The following is a 20,798-nucleotide window of genomic DNA, read 5'->3' as shown; positions in this document are numbered from 1 at the left end:
TTAACTACTGGATAATTTCCAAAAAACTGATTATTCTCCCAAAATTACATATAATAATGATAGACTAAGTAGTAAATACGACATTCTCATAGGTAGGGTTGATACGGAACTAATTTTCATTTAAATAGAACTCTGCATTATTTTGATTTATGGAATTTATGTTGGAACTTTAGAAAGGAATAAGAATGACTGATTATACAAATGAACATAATGATTTAAAATTTGCGTATAAACAAGATTCAACGAATCCATTAATAGCCAATCAACTGGCGATAGCTAGTATGGAAGTTAATGATTATTTAGAAGCTTTTAAACTCTTCAAGAGGAATGCTGAAATAAACCCTTCTGAACAGTCATTATCTAATTTGGCTTACTTTTATTTTCATGAAGGAGAGCCGGAGATCGAGAGTGGCGGATGGATCAATCGTGAAGAAGATGCGATTCTATTATTAGAAAGAGTAATGCTGCTGAATCCAAAGTCAGAAGTTCCCAGTGCAATGCTTGGTCAATTTTATTTTGCAAAAGAGAGATGGAATGAAGCGAAGTCAGCGCTAGAACGATCTTTTAGTGTTAAACCAACCTTTCTAAATCAATATAATCTCGCAGCATCTTTATTTCAATTGGGACAACTGGAAGAAGCTTCAGAGTACTATTGGAAGGCTCATCAGGTTAAAAATGAATGCTACAGCTACTGGGCATTGTATTATTATGCTATATGTAAAATTAAGACAGGTTCTTACCCAAAAGAGGCCATTGAAGAGCTTGTGAGGTCTATGGATGATAAGAATTCAGAGATAGATAAGGAAGGGTTAGCAGACATTTATTATGAACTGGATCAGTATACTAACGTGGTCAATGCTTATGAGGGAACTAAATTATGGGTCAGTCCGGACTGGGTGCTTCGCTATTTGTATGCCAACGTTCAATGTGGATTTTTGGATAAGGCTAAGGACATTCTGAACAATGCCTTGGTTAAGATTAATGAAGAATTAATTAGTTGCATAACGGATGAAGATGAAGATTTTACTCCAGAAGATCGCGAAAGATATAAGTTGGAACTGGAGGCTGATAAACGGGATTATCTTAGAGGCTATGATGATATCCTACATTTAAATTATCGTCCTAGTATGAATTTTACGGCATATGTTGAATCAAAATGTTATTTATTTGGTTGTAAAAGACATGACAATCCTGACTTCTTAGAATCCTGATTAATCATTGTTGCTTAAATTTCTAATCAAATGATATGGTATGCACAGTTTTTGAGGATAAGGGGGCTTAATAATGGTGAAGATTTTTAATGAAAATACAGTTTCTTATAAACAAAAGTTATCTCAGATCCCTGAGTTTGCTTGGCATACAAGTGAGAGGCTAGCTGAGGTTGCTAATTCTAAACATCTTGTTTTCGACATTAGATCGCTAGATCCAGATAAATATTCCTTTCCTTATCATTTTCATAGAAATGCTGAAGAGATATTTGTGATCTTAGCAGGAAAAGCAATGTTAAGAACTCCTGAGGGTTTTACTGAGGTTAGTGAAGGCGATGTGATTTTTTTTGAAATGGGACCGGAAGGTGCGCATCAACTTTATAATCATACGGAAGCACCCTGCAGGTATCTTGATCTTCGAACAAATCAGGGCATAGATGTTTGCGAATATCCTGACTCAGGTAAAATCAACATTCTCCCATATCAAGAGATCTATCAAGCGGATGAGCAGGCGGACTATTATAAAGGTGAAGAACAGGTCCGGGAGAAATGGAACGGGTTGGAGGATCGCACTTGATGGAAGATCGATGGTTCACAGTTACGGAAATTGACCCGACAACGTATGCGATAAGTGAATATGGTCAATGGGAAAAAGTGCATTCATTTTTGCTGATAGGAAAAGAACAAGCTGTATTGATTGATACAGGATTAGGCATCGATAATATAAAAAGAATCACAGATCAGTTAACGGATTTACCTATTGCTGTTATCACCACACATGTGCATGCAGATCATATCGGCAGTCATGGACAATTCGATACGATCTATGTTCATAAAGAGGATGAGGATTGGCTTACGAATGGAATACAAGGCTTGTCCCTTGCCCAGATCAGAAAAGATATGAGCAGAGACCTTACACTAACTCCACCTGAATCCTTTGATCCTAGTACATACACGCCATTTCAAGGTAAACCGACAGCTCTATTGCATGAAGGAGATGTGCTTGACATAGGAGGGCGTAAATTAGAAATTTACCACACACCGGGTCATTCACCAGGCCATATAAGCGTCTTTGATCATGCCAAAGGGTATCTGTTTACAGGGGATTTATTGTATGATGTTACACCTGTTTATGCATTTTATCCTTCGACTAGTCCGGAAGATTTAGTGGCTTCTTTAGAAAAGATTGCGCACATTCCAAAGGTGACCCAAGTATTCGGCTCTCATAATACGTTAGGTCTAGATCCATCTATTTTGCATGAAGTAAAGCAGGCGGTTCGTGCTTTGCGTGAACAGGGACTTGTCGCACATGGTACGGGTATTCATCGGTTTAATGGGTTTAGCTTGCAATTCTAATAAAAAGATAGAAGCTCTGTTGATGTAGAAATAGAAATACGTTGATGGTTTTTAAAAACAGTAAAACGGCCTCAAAGAGGACCGTTTTTTTGTAGCTTGTGAGCTTGTAGATTTCATCTGTTGGAAATAAAGTTATTAATTGAGAGGAAAGAGGTAGTGGAGTAATGTTACCAACAACTGAAGCTTTTGCAAAATCGATGCGTTCCTATTCGAATTATATCCAAATGCCTTGGGGGAGATTGTTCTACCTGACCGCCTGGCATCAAATTGAAAATCACATCCTTTTAGAAAAGAAGCCATCGATTTTAGATATCGGCTGTGGGTTTGGGATAACTAGTCATGAATTTGCCAGAAAGGGGTACACAGTAACCGGAATAGATCCGACGACGGAGATGATAGCGAAGGCTCAAGAGTCTGCGATGAAAGAAGGTCTCAGTATTTCTTATAACGTAACTACGTTACAGGATTCAGACGTGTTGGGGGAGCGTTATGACTGGATATTTTGCCACAACGTGCTTGAATATCTTGAACATCCCAAAGAAATGTTAATGGACATTAGTAAAAAACAATCTGCAAATGGAATGCTCTCTCTGATCGCTCATAATCCTGTGGCCAAGGTGATGAAGAAAGCCATCATGAATAAAGATCCTCAGGGAGCTCTGGATAGCATTGAAAATATGCGAGAATATAGTGGCATTATTCAAACAGAAATTACGATCTATACAAATGATCAATTGGCGGAATGGCTTGAGAATTGCGGATACGAGGTTAGATGGACTTACGGAATACATAATATCTATGGTTACATAGCAGACAATGAAGTGAAAATGAATGAAGATTGGAATAAACACATGGTGGAGCTGGAGCTTAAATTAGGCAGTGAATCACCATTTAAAGACATAGCGATTTTCATACATCTTATTGCGGAAAAAATCAGATAATTATTCGGATACGATCGTCCTGAAAAATGCATGCAACTGCTGTACTTGGGAGTAAGCTTCTTTATACTGATTGTCGGATTGTTTAATGGGCAATAAGCCTGGCAAGAAGGAGATACTATACACAGGCATTTCACTGCTGTTCATATATATTTTAAGCGTAAGTTCCTCAATAACACTAACCTCTTCGTCAGCGCTATTAAGCACATTAATATTCGCACTTGAAGCGGTTGCTTTGCTGCTTTGTTGTCTTTTGGATACTTTTGAATGGGTTAGCGCGTTAACAACAATCTCTGATCCCATTACATTATCGAAGGAATACAGTTTTGCTATAGCTTTTTTACGTGTTTTCGGATCGCTACTGCCTATGGCTATTTTCTTATAGGATTCGTTAAGGGCGATCAAGTGAGATTGATTGGGTGGAATGAACGTTTTGGTGAATATGATGTTAAAGGATGAGATTGCGTTTAACAGCTTTGAAAGGTCTGAAGAAGTAGATAGCTTTTTCAATTCTAGAAAACCGGCACTAAGAATTAAGACAACTCCTATAATACCAAATATGTACATCAAGAAAATCAGCATGGAATCACACCTCCGAGTTATCTCAGCAGAGCAAGATTTATTACTTAATGAAAGATATGCCTAAATCTTCTCGACTAGTATCTGCTAAAAGTGAAATTCGTTGAAATATAGGAACAATTACAGCATTAGCAAAAAAAAGCACCCTGAGATCCGCCTTTAATGCATGCTAGGGCAGTTACTGAGTGCTTAGATGAGAGTTATTAATGTGAATATGTCAAAATTATAAGAAATTGAAAGCCGTAATTTGATCGGTATACACAATTAGCTGCTTGTATTCGATCGATGATTCATAGTTAGCATAGGGTCTTACAGAAACATCATTGAGGACTACAAAGTTATAGCTGAAATTTTTATCGGGATGTTCCGCACCTAAATAAGATATGTATTCATCTACAATGACATCATCCATTAGAGATTTTAAGTCAAAAACATCCTCTTTATTGGAGACGGAAGGGGAGATCGTCCCTTGAATACTGCCAAATGAGGTGAGTAGATTTACTTTTTTTCCACTAGCTTGATCGTTATTTAACAATAATCCTGAGAGTTTAACAAGTGCATCGACTTTAAAATCGACGAGGGTTCTAATTTTGGAGTTGTTCAAAACCAGACACTTCCTTTCTATTTGAAATCCTGTTAACATTATTCGACATATAACCACATAATTCCTATTACGCCATCAAAAATACTTAAATACAAACACACCCCATTCATTGAACCATGAGTGAGGTGTATTTATTTATGGATATATTAATTCCTGATCGTTACTTGAGTTCCAATCGGAACAATCGCAGCTAGTGCTAGCACATCCTCATTGTACATCCGAATACAACCGTGGGAAACTTCGTGACCTATCGAGGAGGGATCATTATTTCCATGTATTCCATAGTGAGGCTTAGATAGACCCATCCAAAAGACCCCAAATGGACCACCTGGATCGGGTTCTTTGTTAATAATAGTGAAGTCACCCAAGGGTGATTGGGTTAACATTTTACCGATTCCGACGGGGAAACCTCTGATCACAATGTTGTTATCAAGAAGATACAGCATACGCTGGGTCAGATCTACAATAATTCGGTAATTTGGCATTGCGCAACACTCCTTTCTAATAGGATATGAGCAGAAAGCCTAAACGGTTATTAATAGAAAATGGCCATTATAGCGTATGCGAACGCGTGTTCTAGTGTGGATAATTTGAGTTAGAAAACAAAAAAACTGTTCCACATTTGTGGAACAGCTTTTGATATTACAGTAAACAGTATCATTATGCTTCTCGTAGAAACGGATACCATCCTTTAATGGACGGTATCCGTTTTGGCTTGGTAGGAGTGCATACTTAGTGGATATCTCGAAATAATCCGATAACTCTGCCGAGAATGGTCACGCGATTAAGGCGAAGAGGCTCGTACGCCGGATTCTCCGGCTGAAGACGTATATGATCACGTTCTTTATAAAAGGTCTTAACGGTAGCTTCATCTTCTTCGGTCATAGCTACAACGATATCTCCGTTATCAGCTGTCTGTTGTTGACGGACAATAACATAGTCACCATTCATTATCCCAGCTTCGACCATACTGTCACCTTGAACCGATAACATAAATACTTTGTTATCTCCAACATAGTGAGTTGGAAGCGGGAAGTAGTCTTCAATATTCTCAGTAGCAGTGATAGGAACCCCGGCGGTAACCTTACCTACGACAGGAATGCGTGCGACGGTTTGTGCGAAATGATGGACATTCTCGGAATCCTCTTGGCCAAGCAATTCTATTGCACGTGGCTTCGTTGGATCTCGACGGATAAGTCCCTTCTTCTCTAGCCGATCCAAATGACCGTGAACTGTGGAGCTGGAAGCAAGACCAACAGCTTCTCCAATCTCCCGAACGGAAGGAGGATAACCCTTGCTGCGGACTTCGCTACGTATAAATTCCAGGATCGCCAGCTGGCGACTTGAAATCTTTGACATTGGAATCAACCCCATATAGTAATGTTTGGGAAAATTATAACATAGAACTACCGTTCGCACAAACATAAGTTCTAACTATTATAAATATTAATTCGAAAGAGTTAATAAATGGTAGTCTCGTATTGATAAAGCGAACTTTAAAACAATGATCAGCTGGATTCTTTTTATAGATGATAGGGTGATTTGCTCTTTTCGAAAAAAAAGAGAACAATTGTTCTAAAATAGTATTGAACAAAACACATGTTCGTGTTATTATAATTTCGAAAGTAAGAACAAGTGTTTGGAGGATGATATTCATGTTAAAATACAGTACATACCGTAGCATCTACGATAAAGCCCCAGTGGTTGAATCTTTAGGACATAATCCTGTTACCCGTTATTCAGCTCAGATTAAAGAGATTACAGACCTTTTGCTTGAAGGATTGATGCGTTTGTTCCGGAGAGATTTTGTTATTAAACTTACATTGATCATTGTGCTCGTACTATCAGGACTCACAGTAGTAGGTAATGTATTTGCAGGATCTACTACTTTAATGAAGGATGAGAAGCGCGTAGTGGTTGAACGCGGAGATACACTTTGGAGTATTGCTCTTGAGAATAAACCATCGGATATGAAGACGGCTGTATATATAGAAGGAATTAAAAAATCCAATGGCATTAAAGGCAGTCAGATTAATGCTGGAGATATCCTCAGTTTACCTATTTATTAATATTCTAAGAACATAATAGAAGGACATATAGAGCTTGCAGGGAGTAAACCTTGACAAGCTCTTTTTCTCATGGCAGAGTTAGAATTAATTTATATGGGGAGGGAAAGTTTTGAACATTGATGAGTTGGTCGCGCGTATTAACGAATTGGCACGCAAACAGAAGAGCGTAGGCCTTAATCAAGAGGAAACGGCGGAACGCGCCAAGCTTCGTGAAATCTATTTGGGGAATATTCGCAATAACTTCCGAGCACAATTGAATACGATTGAATTGGTCGATAATGATGAGCATGAACAAGGTAACAAGGGGCTTAAGCATTAACACCCTGTTCCTTTTCATAGATACTACTGGATGACTAGGGGGAACGCATATGGCCCGTTCTTGGGAAAGAATGGTTCAACGTAACACACAGCAAATTAACAAGCAAAGAAAGAAACAGGGGAAGGAAACGATTTACGCATCAAAATCCAAATCTCCTGGCAAGAACAGTGAAACCTTTAAAGGCCGTAACATTGCATTTCCAGTAGTGTTATTAGTGCTTGGTACTATGTTTTGGATGATTGGTTCGGTGGATCAGGCCAAAGGCAATGGTATGCTGATGAATTGGCTAGGAGTCGTTTTGTACTACTTACTAGCGGCACTTCTGTTTTTCCGACGTCCGTATTTGAAGGTGGAGAATGCCAGACTATCCACTATAAAATTCAATCGCGAACGCTATTTACCAGCTACTGATATTGAAAAAATTATCCTTTCGCGTGGAGCTGTTGTTATTAAGCATAAAGGCAAACGCACGAAATGGATTTTTACCAGACTTATGAATCGTTATGATACAACTGCGATGGGGACTAGACTGGAAGCATTCGCAAAAGCTCACCAAATTGAAGTAGTTCACGAATAGAAATTAACCAGCCATGGGAGAGGGAGACCTGTAATGCCAATTTCTGCCGTACTATTTGACCTTGATGATACACTGCTCTGGGATGATCGGAGCGTCAATGAAGCATTTCGTTCTGCATGTGAAGCCGCTGGGGATACGATTGATCCACAAGAACTGGAACTTGCGGTGCGTAAAGAAGCCATAGCACTATATGAATCATACGAAACGAACCCATTTACAAAAATGATTGGGATTAATCCGTTTGAAGCACTTTGGGGGAACTTTACTGCAGGTGAACAACCGGAATTCCGTCAATTGGAGCAGCTTGCACCGGGATACCGTAAAGAGGCGTGGCGTCGTGGTCTTGCAGCACTTGGTGTAGAGGACGAAGTTCTTGCTGAGACATTAGCAGCCAAATTTGCAGCAGAGCGTAGAAATCGGCCTTACATCTATGAAGAAACAATTCAGGTGCTCGAAGAACTGAAGGGAAAAGTGAAGTTATTGCTTTTGACTAACGGATGCCCTGCATTGCAACAAGAGAAACTAGATGGTGTACCTGAAATCGTTCCTTTCTTTGATCATATCGTAATTTCCGGAAGCTTCGGCAAAGGAAAGCCGGATAAGGATATTTTTCTGCATGCTCTAGAGCTTCTAGATATTGCACCTGAGCAAGGGGTTATGGTCGGTGATAAGCTTACAACGGATATTCGTGGTGGGTTGGCAACAGGTTTGACTACGGTTTGGATTAATAGAAAAGGCAAACAGCCGGATCCGGAAATTCAGCCGGATTATGAAATCAAACATCTTGGAGAGCTTCTTTCATTAGTCCAATCTTTATAAAGTAGAGTAAGAGGCTTTGAATCATTGAGCCTTAAGAAGGCAGTAAGTTCCTGGGTTACTAGGAGGCTTACTGTCTTTCTTTATATCTACATATTGCTTTTAAAATTAATGGAATTATCTAGTATATGATTTTAGTCACAAGAGTTAGGCTGAATTGATATGAAATACTGAAAAACCAATAATAATGTGTATAATAGATGGAGAATGTATAACATGAATTGGTAGATTCTTAGTACTCAAATCGGCTGGGAGGACTCTATATGAAGATTTCAAGAACAATCGTTCCTTTATTATTAGGTGCAACACTTTTAGTTCTGGGAGGTTGTTCATCAGACCAAACCAAACATTCTGGAATACATAATATGAACATGAACATGGACATGGACATGTCTATGGAGCCTATCAAAGTTGAGTTACATTGGAGTCCTGAAGAGGTTGCTGTAAATCAGAAGGTGACCTTTGAGGCTGTGGTGACGCAAGACAACTTGGCGGTGGATGATGCGAAAGAGGTTCTATTCGAAATTGTGAGTAAAAATGATGATGAACAGAAAATTGAACTTAAAGGGAAGCTAGTTGGTGATGGAGTCTATCAAGCAGAAGGAACACTTGAGAAAGAAGGACAATATATTGTTACATCACACGTAACTGCTAGAACTCAGCATTCTATGCCTAATAAGGAACTCTCTGTGAAACCATAATTAAAAGAATAGTAATGATATCCTATAATCACAGATAATGCAGAGTGGAAAGGAAGGCTTTCCGAAATTCCTTTATTCTGCTAAACTTACTCTAATGTTTTACTGGGGGGACTATACGTTGGCTAAATATACACTTGAGGAAAGCTTACAACAAAGAATATTAATTCTAGACGGTGCAATGGGCACAATGATCCAACAGGTGCCTTTGACTGGTGAGGATTTTGGTGGGGAAGAATTGGACGGTTGTAATGAAATGCTAGTATTAACCCGTCCAGAAGTAATTCAGACGATTCATGAGCAGTATCTCGAAGCAGGTGCTGACCTCATAGAAACGAATACCTTTGGTGCAACGTCTGTTGTACTTGCCGAATATGATATTCCGCAACGGGCACGCGAAATTAATCTGGTTGCAGCGAAGCTAGCTCGCAATGCCGTTGATAAATATGATACACCTGATCGTCCTCGATATGTCGTAGGCGCAATGGGTCCTACAACAAAGACGCTCTCTGTTACAGGCGGCGTCACTTTCCAAGAGCTCGTTGATAGCTACGAGGAACAGGCAGTGGCATTGATTGATGGTCAAGTGGATGCGTTACTGCTAGAGACCTCTCAGGATACTTTGAACGTGAAGGCTGGAAGTATAGGCATTCGTAATGCCTTTGAGAAGACAGGTATCAAATTGCCAGTAATGATTTCGGGGACAATAGAGCCGATGGGTACCACGCTTGCCGGTCAGAACATCGAAGCCTTCTATATTTCTTTAGAACATCTCAAGCCTATCTCTATTGGTCTGAACTGTGCGACGGGCCCTGAGTTCATGCGGGATCATATTCGTTCGCTTTCTGCAATCTCTTCAGCGGCTGTGAGTTGTTATCCGAACGCTGGGTTACCAGACGAGAATGGACATTATCATGAATCTCCTGATTCTCTTGCGCGTAAAATTGCTGCGTTTGCAGAAAAAGGATGGCTTAACATTGCAGGGGGTTGCTGCGGAACGACACCGGAACATATCCGTGCTATGTCGGAGGCACTCTCACAATTTCCTCCACGACCGCTTACAGGGAATCATCCACCGGCACTTTCAGGTATTGAGCCTATCTATATCGAGAACGACAACCGACCATACATGGTGGGTGAACGTACGAATGTATTAGGTTCGCGTAAATTTAAACGTCTAATCGTCGAAGGTAAATATGAGGAAGCTTCAGAAATTGCCCGTGCACAGGTGAAGAGCGGTGCACAAGTCATTGACGTCTGCGTGCAAGATCCGGACCGTGATGAGATTGAAGATATTAAACTTTTTTTAGAATTAGTTGTAAAGAAGGTTAAAGTTCCTCTAATGATCGATACTACCGATCCTAAGGTTATTGATCTGGCACTACAGTACTGTCAAGGTAAGGCTATAATTAACTCCATTAACCTTGAAGATGGTGAAGAAAAATTCGAGCTGGTTACTCCTTTGATTCATAAGTATGGTGCAGCTATCGTTGTAGGAACGATTGATGAGACAGGACAAGCAATCAAGGCTACAGACAAACTGGAAGTGGCTAAACGCTCCTACGACTTACTTGTGAATAAATACGGATTAGCTGGAGAAGATCTTATTTTCGACACGTTGGTATTCCCTGTAGGAACTGGAGACGAGCAATATATTGGCTCTGCCAAAGAAACCATTGATGGAATTCGGTTGATCAAAGAAGCTCTTCCAGGTGTTCACACGATCTTGGGGATCAGCAATGTTTCTTTTGGATTACCGGAAGCAGGACGTGAAGTGTTGAACTCAGTATTCCTTTATGAGTGCACTAAGGCCGGTTTGGATTATGCGATCGTAAACACCGAGAAGGTTGAGCGTTATGCTTCTATCCCTGCTGAAGACCGTCGTCTTGCTGAAGAATTGATTTATAATACGAATGACGACACACTTGCTGCTTTTGTAGCCGCCTTCCGAGGAAAGAAGGTTGAGAAAAAAGAGAAAATTTCTAATCTTTCGCTAGAAGAGCGTCTGGCTTCTTATGTGGTTGAGGGTACTAAAGAAGGTCTCATTCCAGACCTTAATGAGGCGCTTACTAAATCAGGACCTTTGGAAATCATCAATGGACCGCTAATGGCTGGGATGTCAGAGGTTGGACGGTTGTTTAATAACAATGAACTGATTGTTGCTGAGGTGCTGCAAAGTGCTGAAGTGATGAAGGCTTCCGTTGGTCATTTGGAACAGTTTATGAAGAAGGATGAGACATCGGTAAAAGGTAAGATCATGCTTGCTACTGTAAAGGGCGACGTACATGATATAGGCAAGAACTTAGTGGAGATCATCTTATCGAATAATGGTTATCAGATCATTAATTTGGGTATAAAAGTACCACCTGAGTCCATTATCGAAGCGTTTCGTCGTGAAAAAGCTGACGCGATTGGATTGTCTGGGTTACTTGTAAAATCGGCACAGCAGATGGTGCTAACGGCACAAGACTTACGTACGGCTGGGATTGATGTACCCATTATGGTAGGCGGTGCTGCCCTGACACGAAAGTTCACCAAAACACGTATACGTCCGGAGTATGATGGTTTAGTACTGTATGCTAAGGATGCTATGGATGGACTAGATATTGCTAATCGGCTTATGAATCCTGTTGAACGGGAGAAAATTGCCGAGGAAATTCGAGTAGAGGCAGAATCTGCAGTAGCAGTTGCTCCTAAACAAGAGCTTCCTAAGTTAACTAGAGCAGTTCGCTCCAAAATTTCACCAGATGCACCTGTATTTGTTCCGCCAGACTTAGAGCGCCATGTAATTCGTAATTATCCATTGGGGCATATTATCCCTTATGTGAATATGCAAATGTTGCTCGGTCATCATTTGGGTCTACGTGGTTCTGTAGAGGCGCAGTTAGCTGCTGGTGACGAGCGTACTGTTGAGTTGAAAGGTACTGTAGATGATATTCTACATCAAGCGATACTGGAAGGTACGATTACTCCACATGCGATGTATCAATTCTTCCCGGCACAATCAAGTGGTAACAATATCATCGTGTATAATCCACAGAACACGGCCGAGATTCTGCATACTTTTACTTTCCCAAGACAAGGTGTTGAGCCTTATCTCTGTCTAGCGGACTTTTTGAAGTCGGTCGACAGTGGGATTATGGACTATGTTGGATTCCTCGTGGTGACTGCGGGACACGGTGTTCGTGAGCTCTCTACAGCGCTTAAGGAGAATGGTGATTATCTACGCTCACATGCCTTGCAGTCTGTTGCACTTGAAGTAGCGGAAGGGTTAGCGGAGCGTGTTCATCACATGATGCGTGATACATGGGGCTTCCCAGACCCTGCAGATATGACCATGAAACAAAGACATGGAGCAAGGTATCAAGGGATTCGTGTATCCTTTGGTTATCCTGCATGTCCGGATCTGGAAGATCAGGGACCCCTCTTTAAGCTATTATCCCCGGAGGATATCGGTGTCCACCTTACAGAAGGCTTTATGATGGAACCCGAGGCTTCTGTGTCGGCAATGGTATTCGCCCATCCAGAAGCGCAGTATTTTAATGTAGAAAAGCTGTAATTCTGTCATTGATTTACCCGGTCTGTAAGGGGATTGTATCCCTATCAGCGGAACCTCCCGTAACTGGGGGGTTTTTTGCTGGAAGAAGGACGTTTAGAATAGACAAGAGATGGTTCAGCTAATAAGAAGAGGGGAGGAAAAAGGATGGAATTATATTTTTTGGGTACGAATGCAGGGGTGCCGACTCTGCAGCGCAATGTAACGTCGATTGCATTAAGACTATTGGAAGAACGTCGTAGTATTTGGATGTTTGATTGCGGGGAAGGAACTCAGCATCAGGTTCTTCGTTCACCGATTCGCCTAGGAAAGCTGGAAAAGCTATTTATTACTCACTTGCACGGAGATCATCTATTTGGCCTTCCAGGTCTGTTATCGAGTCGTGGTTATCAGGGAGGGATCTCTCCGTTAACGGTTTACGGACCACCTGGATTGAAAGCATACTTAGATATATCCTTAGCTGTGAGTCAATCTCGTATTCCATACAAAATTGAGATTGTCGAGCATACCGGAGGAACGGTATTCGAGGATGATGGCTTTAAAGTGGAGGCGACATTATTAGAGCATCGTATTGACAGCTATGGTTACCGGGTAACGGAAAAGGATAGTCCCGGGAGCCTCAATACGGAATTACTTAAGAGTTATGGTTTGAAACCTGGACCGATATATGGAAAATTAAAAAAAGGTGAAGATGTTATAACGGACGAAGGTATTCGTATCTGCGCGGCTGATGTTGTCAGAGAGCCTAAAAGAGGGCGGGTTGTTACGATCTTAGGTGACACAAGACCTTGTTCTGGAGCTTTAGAACTCTCACTTGATGCAGACCTAATCGTTCATGAAGCAACCTTTGGGCATGATCTGGCAGAAATGGCGTATCAGTACCATCACAGTACAGCACGTCAAGCTGCAGAGCTAGCAAAGGAAGCCAATGCAGGTCAACTATTGCTCACTCATTTCAGCTCTCGGTACAGCTCGTCTGAGGAGTTGATTCCTTTGCTGGAAGAAGCTGAGCTCGTTTTTCCAGAGACATTGTTAGCTGAAGAATTCAGCACATATCCAATTTATCGAAGACAAAACGGGCAATTGGGGAAATGATTATTTTCCGGGAAAGCGCAGGAAATGACAGTCCTATGCTAAAAAATGCTGGCTGAGACTCTCGTTCGATTTCTTTCGACGAAGTGTGTTAGATTTAAAGTGATCACAGCGTGAAAGACGTACGAATGGCTGGAAATCTTGCCGAATACCAGCGGGCAATAGGACTAAACCCAAAGGATAATGAACTATTCCAAATTCAAGCTGGGCTTAGGCTTAGCATTTATTAATATCATTATTTATTTATCACATTAATTAAATTTCTTATGGAAATAGAGGGATTTATAATGGAACAGATTAAAGGGTTATTGATTGATCTTGACGGTACGTTATACCATGGGCATAAGATGATTCCCGGTGCTGATTTACTGATTAAAGGATTACGAGAAGCAGGCATTCCTTTTCTATTTGTTACCAACAATTCATCGCGCACAGCGGCTAATGTGGCTGCTCACTTATGTGGAATGGGAATCGATGCGAAAGCTGAGGAGGTATGTACCTCATCAATGGCGGCCGCGCGTTACATAGCTGAGGAATCACCTGGGGCTGCAGTGGCGATACTTGGAGAAGAGGGTTTGTGTGAGGCCTGTAAAGAAGCGGGGCTTCGCATCGTGACAGACTCACCTGACTATGTACTGCAAGGTATTGATCGTTCCTTCAACTATACGTCGCTCTCACAAGCTTCGCGTTGGATTCTGGGAGGGGCAAAGTTTGTACTCACCAACCCGGATTTAATGCTGCCATCAGATGATGGCGTCATGCCGGGGGCGGGTACCATTGGTGCAGCCATTGAGGCTGCTAGTGGTGTGAGTCCGGTAGTAATTGGCAAGCCGGAATCTCATCTAATCAAATTCGCGACAGATCTTCTTGGTATCGAGCCTGAACATGCAGTGGTTGTCGGTGATAATATGCGAACTGATATAGCTGCTGGAGTAAATGCGGGCTGTCGGACAGTTCTTGTATTTACGGGATTAACAAATGCCGACAATCTTGACCACTATAAAAATCTTACCGGGATCTCACCGGATGAAATTTGTGCCGATTTAACTGAACTTAAAACGTTTCTCGGTGTATAATAGCTAGGATCTTATTACTTCACCAACTTAGAGGGGACGATGAGCTATGCCGGAACTGCCGGAAATGGAGAATTATAGAAAGCTGCTAAGTCAGCATATTATAAATGTGCCAATATCTGATGTGATCGTGAACAGAGAAAAGTCAATTAACATGGAAACAGATACTTTTAGAAAAGCATTGATCGGCGCACGTGTTGTTTTTGTTGAGCGGCGTGCCAAGTATATTTTGTTTCACCTTCATGATGGACGAAGACTACTTTTACATTTGATGCTAGGTGGAATGCTTTTTTATGGTACTGAGGAAGAACGTCCGGATCGAAACACACAGGTTGAAATTGCATTTGGTGATCATATCCTTTACTTCATAGGACTTCGCTTAGGGTATCTACATTTGCTGTCCGTTAAGGAAAGTGAAGCCACAATGGGTAAGCTTGGACCTGAGCTGTTGGATCGTCGAATGACACTGGAACGATTCACAGGATTATTAAAGGGACGGCGTGGTGCGCTCAAAAGCCTGCTGGTGAATCAGCATGTGATGGCTGGAGTCGGAAATTGCTATGCGGATGAGATTGCTTTTGAAGCTAGACTTTTACCTACTGCTCAAGTTCAGAATTTAACATCGGATTCTATAGCCCGCCTTTATGAGAGCATCCAAAAAGTACTGACTGAGGCTACTGAAATTGGTGGGTACATGGAAATGCCTTTTATGACTGGGGATACAGTTACAGGATCATATAATAATCAATGTAAAGTGTATGATCGTGAAGGCGAACCTTGCCTTCGTGATGGGGGAACCATTATTAAAACAGAGCAGACTGGACGCAAAGTATTTTATTGCCCAGACTGTCAGCATGACGAATAGTCCCAAAATAGGGGCTCATGTTAGCATTCGCGGTGGATATGGGAGAGCTGCCCGATTCGCTTGGGAGAGCGGTGCAACATGTTTTCAATATTTCCCTAAAAATCCGCGTAGTTTGAAACTTAAACAGGTGGATGTCCGAGATACGAGGGATTGTGCACACTATTGTCAGGAAAAAGGGATTGATTCGATTGCGCACACACCCTATGGGATTAATATGGCGGCTGGTGTAGAGGATGTTACTCCGCGAAAGGTTTATGTAGCTTCTCTCTTAAATGATCTGGAGATTGCAGAAGCTTGTGGTTCATTAGGCATCGTTGTACATTTTGGACATTTTGGTGGAATGGAGCCGTTACAAGGCTATCAAAATATTATACAATGTATGAATGAGGTGCTGCAGTCCTGGGATGGCCGTGCGAAGCTCCTAATTGAGAATCAAGCAGGCAACCATGGAACGGAAGGAATTACACTTGAAGAACTCGTGAAAGTTCGAGAGCTCAGCCAATTTCCGGAGAACATAGGATTCTGTTTGGACACCTGTCACGCTTACGCAGCCGGTATCTGGAACCCTGAGCGAACGGAAGACTTCCTTGTACGAGGAGAGGAACTCGGATTTTGGCCACATCTTGTTGCGGTTCATTTAAATGATTCTAAGTTTCCTTTCGACTCAAGACGTGACAGGCATGCTGGAATCGGACAAGGACATATTGGAGAGCAGGGGCTGAAAAGCTTATTGTCCTCCGAGCTTTTACGAAGCTCAGCTGTTGTCATGGAAACTGAGAAGGGTGCGGATGGCAGTCATCGAAAAGAAATTGCTACTGTGCGTGGTTGGTTTGAAGCGGAGGCGTAATTGTGATTCATATCTATATGGATGATCTTCGAAAGGTACCGAAAGGGTTCGCTCTGGCTCGTACGACGGAAGAATGTCTTCTGATGCTGCGTGAGTGTGAGGTGGATATTTTATCACTGGATTACGATATGGGGCCGGATGATTATTCGGGTGGAGAAGTTGCTAGACGGATCGTACTGGAAGGACTATATCCCCGAGAAATTTATTTGCATACTTCCAGTCTATGGGGGCGAAGAGAAATGTTTGAGATCTTATACACGGCTAAACCTGAGGGGATGCTTTTGGTAAATGGCCCCCTAAGTTCTGATAAGCTTCGTGATATCTCCAAGGAGACGGACTTGAAATGAAGGAAATGCAGGAAGTAGAATTACTGGACGCGCTCAAGAGCGCAGGAGAACCGCTTGTAGTATTTTTACACACTCCATTGTGCGGTACTTGTAAGGCAGCTGAACGAATGTTAGAAGTGGCGGCCCATCTTTTACCCCCTGAACTCCAGATGGTTGCAGGCAATGTGAATATGCTCCCCAATCTTGTAAGACATTATCGTATAACCAGCGTACCTGCGCTACTAGTGGTTTCTGCAGACCGGACAGATGATCCGAATATTTATTATTCAATGGTTTCAGTTGAGCGGGTGCTGGAATACATAAGGGGTGTTATATCATAATCATTTCATTACAACATTTATCTCTTCGTAGGGAAGAAAGCTTAATCTTGGATGATGTGTCGCTAGAAGTTAAGGAAGGTGAGAACTGGGTCATTTTGGGCCGGAACGGTTCTGGTAAAACAACAATTCTAGAGATTATGACAGGTTACCTGTTTCCTAGCAAAGGGACTGTAGAAGTGCTGGGTTATAAATATGGGCAATGTGATGTTCGTGATGTTCGTAAAGAAATTGGTTATATCGGTCCTTCCTTGATGGAAAAGATGTCTTTAAATGATCCGGTGTGGGAGGTCGTAGCTACAGGGGCTTACGCTTATTTACGTTTTTACGAGACGATCCCTACCGAAATAAAAGAGAAAGCAATCAGCATGCTTGAAGATATGAATCTAGGCAATATGGCATTTCATCCCTTTGGGACCTTGTCACAGGGAGAACGTAAAAAAGCCATGCTGGCAAGATGTCTTATGGCTGACCCTAAGCTATTAATTATGGACGAGCCTTGTGCCGGCCTTGATCTATATGAAAGGGAAAAAATGCTGGCTGAAATAGATAAACTGAGACAGCGTAATGTTTCTGTAGTGTACGTAACTCATCATGTGGAAGAAATTGTCCCGCTTTTCACGCATGTTGCATTAATTCGTGAGGGTAAGCTAGCTGGATCTGGACTGAAAGAAGAAGTATTAACGAAAGAAATGATCTTGGCCACTTATGATATTCCTGTTGATGTTGAATGGGATAGCGGTCGTCCCTGGATTAAAATTAGACCTGGAGGCAAAACGATTTGAACGATTTTAGACAAGATACCGAAGAGCAGAACATCGCTCCGGAAGAAGTAGTGTATTCCCGATATATTTGTACAGCTAATCACGGCTTTGCGCCTTATGCGCAAGAAGAGCTTCGCCGTTTATTCGGTGCTGTGAAGAGTACTTTGCTGTTGCCGGGAGAAATCTTTTTGGCTACATTGCAATGTGAACCAGAGGAAGTAACGCACCTACTCACACAGAACCTGCCTATTTTCCTGCGTCATATACAGCCTGTTGAGTTTCAGGATGAAGGAACCATGGAGGCACTACAGCGTTTGGCAGTCTATTTAAGTCGACGCAGCGAGTTGGAAGGGGAGAAAGTATCCCTGAACGTTCGTAAAGGGGATCCTTCCTTCTGGCAGGACAGTCCGGGAGAACTTCGTGAATGGCTGCAAGAGCAGTTGCAGAGCTTAGGCGCAGAATTTACAGTGCAGGATCCAGCCTGGGTCATTTCTGTCTACGCTGACGGGAATGCCTTATATGCAGGTGTATCCAGACCAGAAGCGAATTTATCTAGCTGGAATGGCGGCGCCATCCGCTTTCGTAAGGAAGATGGACAAATCTCACGCGCTAAGTTCAAGCTTATGGAAGCTGAGAAGGAGTTTGATATCCCTTTTTACAGCTTCCGTAATGCGTTAGATATTGGCGCTTCACCAGGAGGGTGGACTTCTTTCTTGCTGGAACGTGGAATGAAGGTTACGGCGGTTGACCCTGCATTAATGCATGAATCCCTACGTAATTATCCGGGTTTGAAGATTCTTCGTAAAAACGCTGGAGAAGTGAAATTCCGCGATAATGAATTTGATCTGCTCGTTTGCGATATGAGCTGGAGTCCTAAGCTGATGGCGAAGCTTGTAACCGGGTTGCTACACAGCCTGTCGCCGGGTGGGACAGCTATTGTGACCGTAAAACTGATGCATAAGAAGCCGCTAGCGATGATCAAGGAAATTATTGCGATGTTTGAAGGAGAGCGCATGCAGATTCAGCGTGCCAAGCAGCTATTCCATAATCGTGATGAAATTACGCTTTATATGATTAAGTACTAAATCAAACAAAATTCTAAATTTCTAAGGGAAAGCATCCCGTTATTAACGTGACCGTATTTTGCGGTAAGACGTTAATGGCGGAAGCTTTCTCTTTTTTTTACGAAAAGGGGGAGTTAAATTGTATTTTGAGACAAAGCTTAAGATTGGACAGGTTATTAATGACAGGTACAGAATTACGGGCCTGATTGGATCAGGTGGGATGAGTATTGTTTATCTTGCGGATGATTTGCGCCTAAAGGGTAAACGATGGGCTGTAAAAGAAAGCTTGTGCTTAGATGAGCTTTATTCTGATATCCAAGCAGAAGCTGATATGTTAATTACTCTAGACCACCCACGTCTGCCTCGGATTGTCGATTTCTATCTTCCAGATCGAGAAGGGTATTCCTATTTAATCATGGACTATATTGAAGGCGTGAGCTTAAATCAGTTAATGAAGGACAATCCCGGACCTTTGCCAAGTAACTTCATCGTTAAAGTGGCTAGACAGCTATTAGAGGTTCTTCAGTACCTACATGATCATCATCCACCGATTATTTATCGTGATCTCAAGCCTTCTAATATCATGTTGACGCTGCATAAAGAATTGATGTTAATTGACTTTGGGGTCGCTCGAAGCTACAAGCACGGTATCTCCGAAGATACGGTTAAGCTTGGTACAGTTGGCTTCGCGGCACCTGAGCAATATGGAAGCGGGCAAAGTCAGCCGGTATCCGATTTATACGGGCTCGGAGCATTAATTCTCTATATGGCAACTGGAGGGCAATGTAGCCATTGGGAGTACGGGATGGAGGATCGGCTATATAATTACATGCCAGCAGGCATTATTCCAATCATAAGACGCTTATTAAGACATCGCCCAGAGGAGCGATATCAGAATGCAGTAGCAGTTCTTAAGGCGTTAGATCGTGTGGAATCCGAAATGAACCGTGAAAATGATCTAACAGCAGCAGTCCCATTTCCGCTAGAAAAGGGGAAATCGATCGTTATCGCTTTACTCGGAGTAGCTTCAGGTCTTGGGACAACACATACTTCATTTGCTGTGAGTAGCTTACTTGCACAGAAGGGGTCTACTGCATGGGTTGATTTTTCTCCGAATTCATCGATTTTTGATCGCATTCGTAGTTTGTTATATGCACAGATTGCAACTGTCCCATATACGGACGAACAATCTGTTTTTTCATGGAAAGGAGTACATTATTGGAATCGTTCTATTGACGGGGAAATGGCTGATCTACTGAGAGGGAACTATGAATTTGTGGTGTTGGACCTGGGCACTGGCGAATATGGAGGGGCTCTTGAAGAGTTTAAACATAGCGATCTGCCGCTTCTAATTGCCTCAGGTGCAGATTGGAGAATCGAAGAGTTACTTCTGTGGATTAGGCGAAAGGGAATACAAGCAGAATCGAACTGGAGAGTGGGATTACCGCTCGCTGAACACTCCTCTGCACAGCTGCTACAAACCGCTATTGGGACAGCTAAAGTTTATGGACTTCCTTTTCAACAAGATCCATTCAAGCCCAAGGGAAAGTTATCGGAAGTCATTAATGAAATGATTGAGGAATTATTGGATGCACCTAATAAGGCGAAAAGTCGTGTTTTTTTCAAAAAAAATGCTAAATAAAGAGGTTCTGTATGTTTTAACGGCTCACTCAACGAACTTTTAATTCAGTGTTGCGCTAAAGTGTGTT

The 20,798-nt window shown here is 41.9% G+C and carries 23 protein-coding genes; 19 read left to right on the top strand and 4 right to left on the bottom strand.

Going from position 1 to position 20,798, the window contains the following annotated elements; genetic code table 11:
- Window positions 1-185: 185 nt before the first annotated feature.
- From NST74_RS16465 to NST74_RS16450, 4 genes are all read left to right on the top strand, one after another.
- Window positions 186-1,211 carry a CDC27 family protein gene (locus NST74_RS16465; RefSeq protein WP_341113277.1) on the top strand — a complete coding sequence of 342 codons (1,026 nt, stop codon included), beginning with the start codon at window positions 186-188 and terminating at the stop codon, window positions 1,209-1,211.
- A 76-nt stretch (window positions 1,212-1,287) separates the two neighbouring features.
- Window positions 1,288-1,785 (top strand): cupin domain-containing protein, encoded by a 498-nt coding sequence (locus NST74_RS16460; RefSeq protein ID WP_341113276.1) that lies wholly within the window; start codon window positions 1,288-1,290, stop codon window positions 1,783-1,785.
- Window positions 1,785-2,564: an MBL fold metallo-hydrolase gene (locus NST74_RS16455; RefSeq protein ID WP_341115909.1), complete on the top strand. Its 780-nt coding sequence runs from the start codon at window positions 1,785-1,787 to the stop codon at window positions 2,562-2,564. Before NST74_RS16460 ends, NST74_RS16455 begins: the two co-directional genes overlap by 1 nt.
- 164 nt (window positions 2,565-2,728) lie before the next feature.
- Window positions 2,729-3,505 (top strand): methyltransferase domain-containing protein, encoded by a 777-nt coding sequence (locus NST74_RS16450; RefSeq protein WP_341113275.1) that lies wholly within the window; start codon window positions 2,729-2,731, stop codon window positions 3,503-3,505.
- On the opposite strand, the gene NST74_RS16445 is transcribed toward NST74_RS16450, so the two are convergent.
- From NST74_RS16445 to lexA, 4 genes are all read right to left on the bottom strand, one after another.
- Entirely contained in the window at window positions 3,506-4,084 is a 579-nt protein-coding gene (locus tag NST74_RS16445) for a hypothetical protein (RefSeq protein ID WP_341113274.1), read from the bottom strand.
- Between the two features lie 220 nt (window positions 4,085-4,304).
- Window positions 4,305-4,685 (bottom strand): hypothetical protein, encoded by a 381-nt coding sequence (locus tag NST74_RS16440; RefSeq protein ID WP_341113273.1) that lies wholly within the window; start codon window positions 4,683-4,685, stop codon window positions 4,305-4,307.
- A gap of 146 nt (window positions 4,686-4,831) precedes the next feature.
- On the bottom strand, window positions 4,832-5,170 hold the full coding sequence (locus NST74_RS16435; RefSeq protein ID WP_076118728.1) for a L,D-transpeptidase: 339 nt from the start codon (window positions 5,168-5,170) through the stop codon (window positions 4,832-4,834).
- A 247-nt stretch (window positions 5,171-5,417) separates the two neighbouring features.
- Entirely contained in the window at window positions 5,418-6,044 is a 627-nt protein-coding gene (gene lexA / locus NST74_RS16430; protein WP_042188849.1) for a transcriptional repressor LexA, read from the bottom strand.
- Window positions 6,045-6,340: 296 nt separating this feature from the next.
- On the opposite strand from lexA, the gene NST74_RS16425 reads away from it, so the two are divergent.
- The 15 genes from NST74_RS16425 (at window position 6,341) to NST74_RS16355 (ending at window position 20,731) form a co-directional block, all read left to right on the top strand.
- The gene (locus NST74_RS16425; protein WP_341113271.1) at window positions 6,341-6,754 is read left to right on the top strand and encodes a LysM peptidoglycan-binding domain-containing protein; all 414 of its coding nucleotides are present in this window, start codon (window positions 6,341-6,343) and stop codon (window positions 6,752-6,754) included.
- A gap of 109 nt (window positions 6,755-6,863) precedes the next feature.
- On the top strand, window positions 6,864-7,073 hold the full coding sequence (locus NST74_RS16420; protein WP_042128334.1) for a DUF896 domain-containing protein: 210 nt from the start codon (window positions 6,864-6,866) through the stop codon (window positions 7,071-7,073).
- Window positions 7,074-7,122: 49 nt separating this feature from the next.
- Window positions 7,123-7,650: a hypothetical protein gene (locus tag NST74_RS16415; protein ID WP_341113269.1), complete on the top strand. Its 528-nt coding sequence runs from the start codon at window positions 7,123-7,125 to the stop codon at window positions 7,648-7,650.
- A 33-nt stretch (window positions 7,651-7,683) separates the two neighbouring features.
- Window positions 7,684-8,469: an HAD family hydrolase gene (locus NST74_RS16410; protein ID WP_042128330.1), complete on the top strand. Its 786-nt coding sequence runs from the start codon at window positions 7,684-7,686 to the stop codon at window positions 8,467-8,469.
- Window positions 8,470-8,729: 260 nt separating this feature from the next.
- On the top strand, window positions 8,730-9,167 hold the full coding sequence (locus NST74_RS16405; protein WP_341113266.1) for a FixH family protein: 438 nt from the start codon (window positions 8,730-8,732) through the stop codon (window positions 9,165-9,167).
- Window positions 9,168-9,345: 178 nt separating this feature from the next.
- Entirely contained in the window at window positions 9,346-12,723 is a 3,378-nt protein-coding gene (metH, locus tag NST74_RS16400; RefSeq protein ID WP_445668198.1) for a methionine synthase, read from the top strand.
- A gap of 144 nt (window positions 12,724-12,867) precedes the next feature.
- Window positions 12,868-13,815, top strand: coding sequence for a ribonuclease Z (gene rnz / locus NST74_RS16395; RefSeq protein WP_341113263.1), 948 nt, complete (start codon window positions 12,868-12,870; stop codon window positions 13,813-13,815).
- 284 nt (window positions 13,816-14,099) lie between these two features.
- Complete coding sequence (locus NST74_RS16390; RefSeq protein ID WP_341113261.1) at window positions 14,100-14,888, top strand: HAD-IIA family hydrolase; 789 nt, start codon at window positions 14,100-14,102, stop codon at window positions 14,886-14,888.
- 46 nt (window positions 14,889-14,934) lie between these two features.
- A complete protein-coding gene (locus NST74_RS16385) occupies window positions 14,935-15,750 on the top strand; it encodes an Fpg/Nei family DNA glycosylase (protein WP_341113259.1) in 816 nt (271 codons plus the stop codon).
- Window positions 15,740-16,597, top strand: coding sequence for a deoxyribonuclease IV (locus NST74_RS16380; protein WP_445668197.1), 858 nt, complete (start codon window positions 15,740-15,742; stop codon window positions 16,595-16,597). Before NST74_RS16385 ends, NST74_RS16380 begins: the two co-directional genes overlap by 11 nt.
- Window positions 16,598-16,599: 2 nt before the next feature.
- Window positions 16,600-16,944, top strand: coding sequence for a cyclic-phosphate processing receiver domain-containing protein (locus NST74_RS16375; protein ID WP_042128314.1), 345 nt, complete (start codon window positions 16,600-16,602; stop codon window positions 16,942-16,944).
- Window positions 16,941-17,264, top strand: a complete 324-nt coding sequence (locus NST74_RS16370) for a thioredoxin family protein (protein ID WP_042128312.1) — start codon at window positions 16,941-16,943, stop codon at window positions 17,262-17,264. Before NST74_RS16375 ends, NST74_RS16370 begins: the two co-directional genes overlap by 4 nt.
- Window positions 17,264-18,046 carry an ABC transporter ATP-binding protein gene (locus NST74_RS16365; protein ID WP_341115908.1) on the top strand — a complete coding sequence of 261 codons (783 nt, stop codon included), beginning with the start codon at window positions 17,264-17,266 and terminating at the stop codon, window positions 18,044-18,046. The genes NST74_RS16370 and NST74_RS16365 overlap by 1 nt, the downstream gene beginning before the upstream one ends.
- Entirely contained in the window at window positions 18,043-19,110 is a 1,068-nt protein-coding gene (locus NST74_RS16360; RefSeq protein WP_341113255.1) for an SAM-dependent methyltransferase, read from the top strand. Before NST74_RS16365 ends, NST74_RS16360 begins: the two co-directional genes overlap by 4 nt.
- Before the next feature lie 118 nt (window positions 19,111-19,228).
- Window positions 19,229-20,731 carry a serine/threonine protein kinase gene (locus tag NST74_RS16355; RefSeq protein WP_341113253.1) on the top strand — a complete coding sequence of 501 codons (1,503 nt, stop codon included), beginning with the start codon at window positions 19,229-19,231 and terminating at the stop codon, window positions 20,729-20,731.
- The last annotated feature ends 67 nt before the right edge of the window (window positions 20,732-20,798 follow it).

Origin of the sequence: Paenibacillus sp. FSL F4-0125 (assembly GCF_038008565.1) — a bacterium.
GTDB lineage: Bacteria > Bacillota > Bacilli > Paenibacillales > Paenibacillaceae > Paenibacillus_AQ.
The sequence above is the reverse complement of the archived record's forward strand: the minus strand, read 5'-3'. Positions and strand labels throughout refer to the sequence as shown.

Bases quoted from the DNA above. Each gene is read 5' to 3' on its own strand.
- NST74_RS16465 (WP_341113277.1), top strand. From the start codon at position 186: ATGACTGATTATACAAATGAACATAATGATTTAAAATTTGCGTATAAA.
- NST74_RS16455 (WP_341115909.1), top strand. From the start codon at position 1,785: ATGGAAGATCGATGGTTCACAGTTACGGAAATTGACCCGACAACGTAT.
- NST74_RS16450 (WP_341113275.1), top strand. From the start codon at position 2,729: ATGTTACCAACAACTGAAGCTTTTGCAAAATCGATGCGTTCCTATTCG.
- NST74_RS16445 (WP_341113274.1), bottom strand. From the start codon at position 4,084: ATGCTGATTTTCTTGATGTACATATTTGGTATTATAGGAGTTGTCTTA.
- NST74_RS16435 (WP_076118728.1), bottom strand. From the start codon at position 5,170: ATGCCAAATTACCGAATTATTGTAGATCTGACCCAGCGTATGCTGTAT.
- lexA (WP_042188849.1), bottom strand. From the start codon at position 6,044: ATGTCAAAGATTTCAAGTCGCCAGCTGGCGATCCTGGAATTTATACGT.
- NST74_RS16425 (WP_341113271.1), top strand. From the start codon at position 6,341: ATGTTAAAATACAGTACATACCGTAGCATCTACGATAAAGCCCCAGTG.
- NST74_RS16415 (WP_341113269.1), top strand. From the start codon at position 7,123: ATGGCCCGTTCTTGGGAAAGAATGGTTCAACGTAACACACAGCAAATT.
- NST74_RS16410 (WP_042128330.1), top strand. From the start codon at position 7,684: ATGCCAATTTCTGCCGTACTATTTGACCTTGATGATACACTGCTCTGG.
- NST74_RS16405 (WP_341113266.1), top strand. From the start codon at position 8,730: ATGAAGATTTCAAGAACAATCGTTCCTTTATTATTAGGTGCAACACTT.
- metH (WP_445668198.1), top strand. From the start codon at position 9,346: ATGGGCACAATGATCCAACAGGTGCCTTTGACTGGTGAGGATTTTGGT.
- rnz (WP_341113263.1), top strand. From the start codon at position 12,868: ATGGAATTATATTTTTTGGGTACGAATGCAGGGGTGCCGACTCTGCAG.
- NST74_RS16390 (WP_341113261.1), top strand. From the start codon at position 14,100: ATGGAACAGATTAAAGGGTTATTGATTGATCTTGACGGTACGTTATAC.
- NST74_RS16385 (WP_341113259.1), top strand. From the start codon at position 14,935: ATGCCGGAACTGCCGGAAATGGAGAATTATAGAAAGCTGCTAAGTCAG.
- NST74_RS16380 (WP_445668197.1), top strand. From the start codon at position 15,740: ATGACGAATAGTCCCAAAATAGGGGCTCATGTTAGCATTCGCGGTGGA.
- NST74_RS16370 (WP_042128312.1), top strand. From the start codon at position 16,941: ATGAAGGAAATGCAGGAAGTAGAATTACTGGACGCGCTCAAGAGCGCA.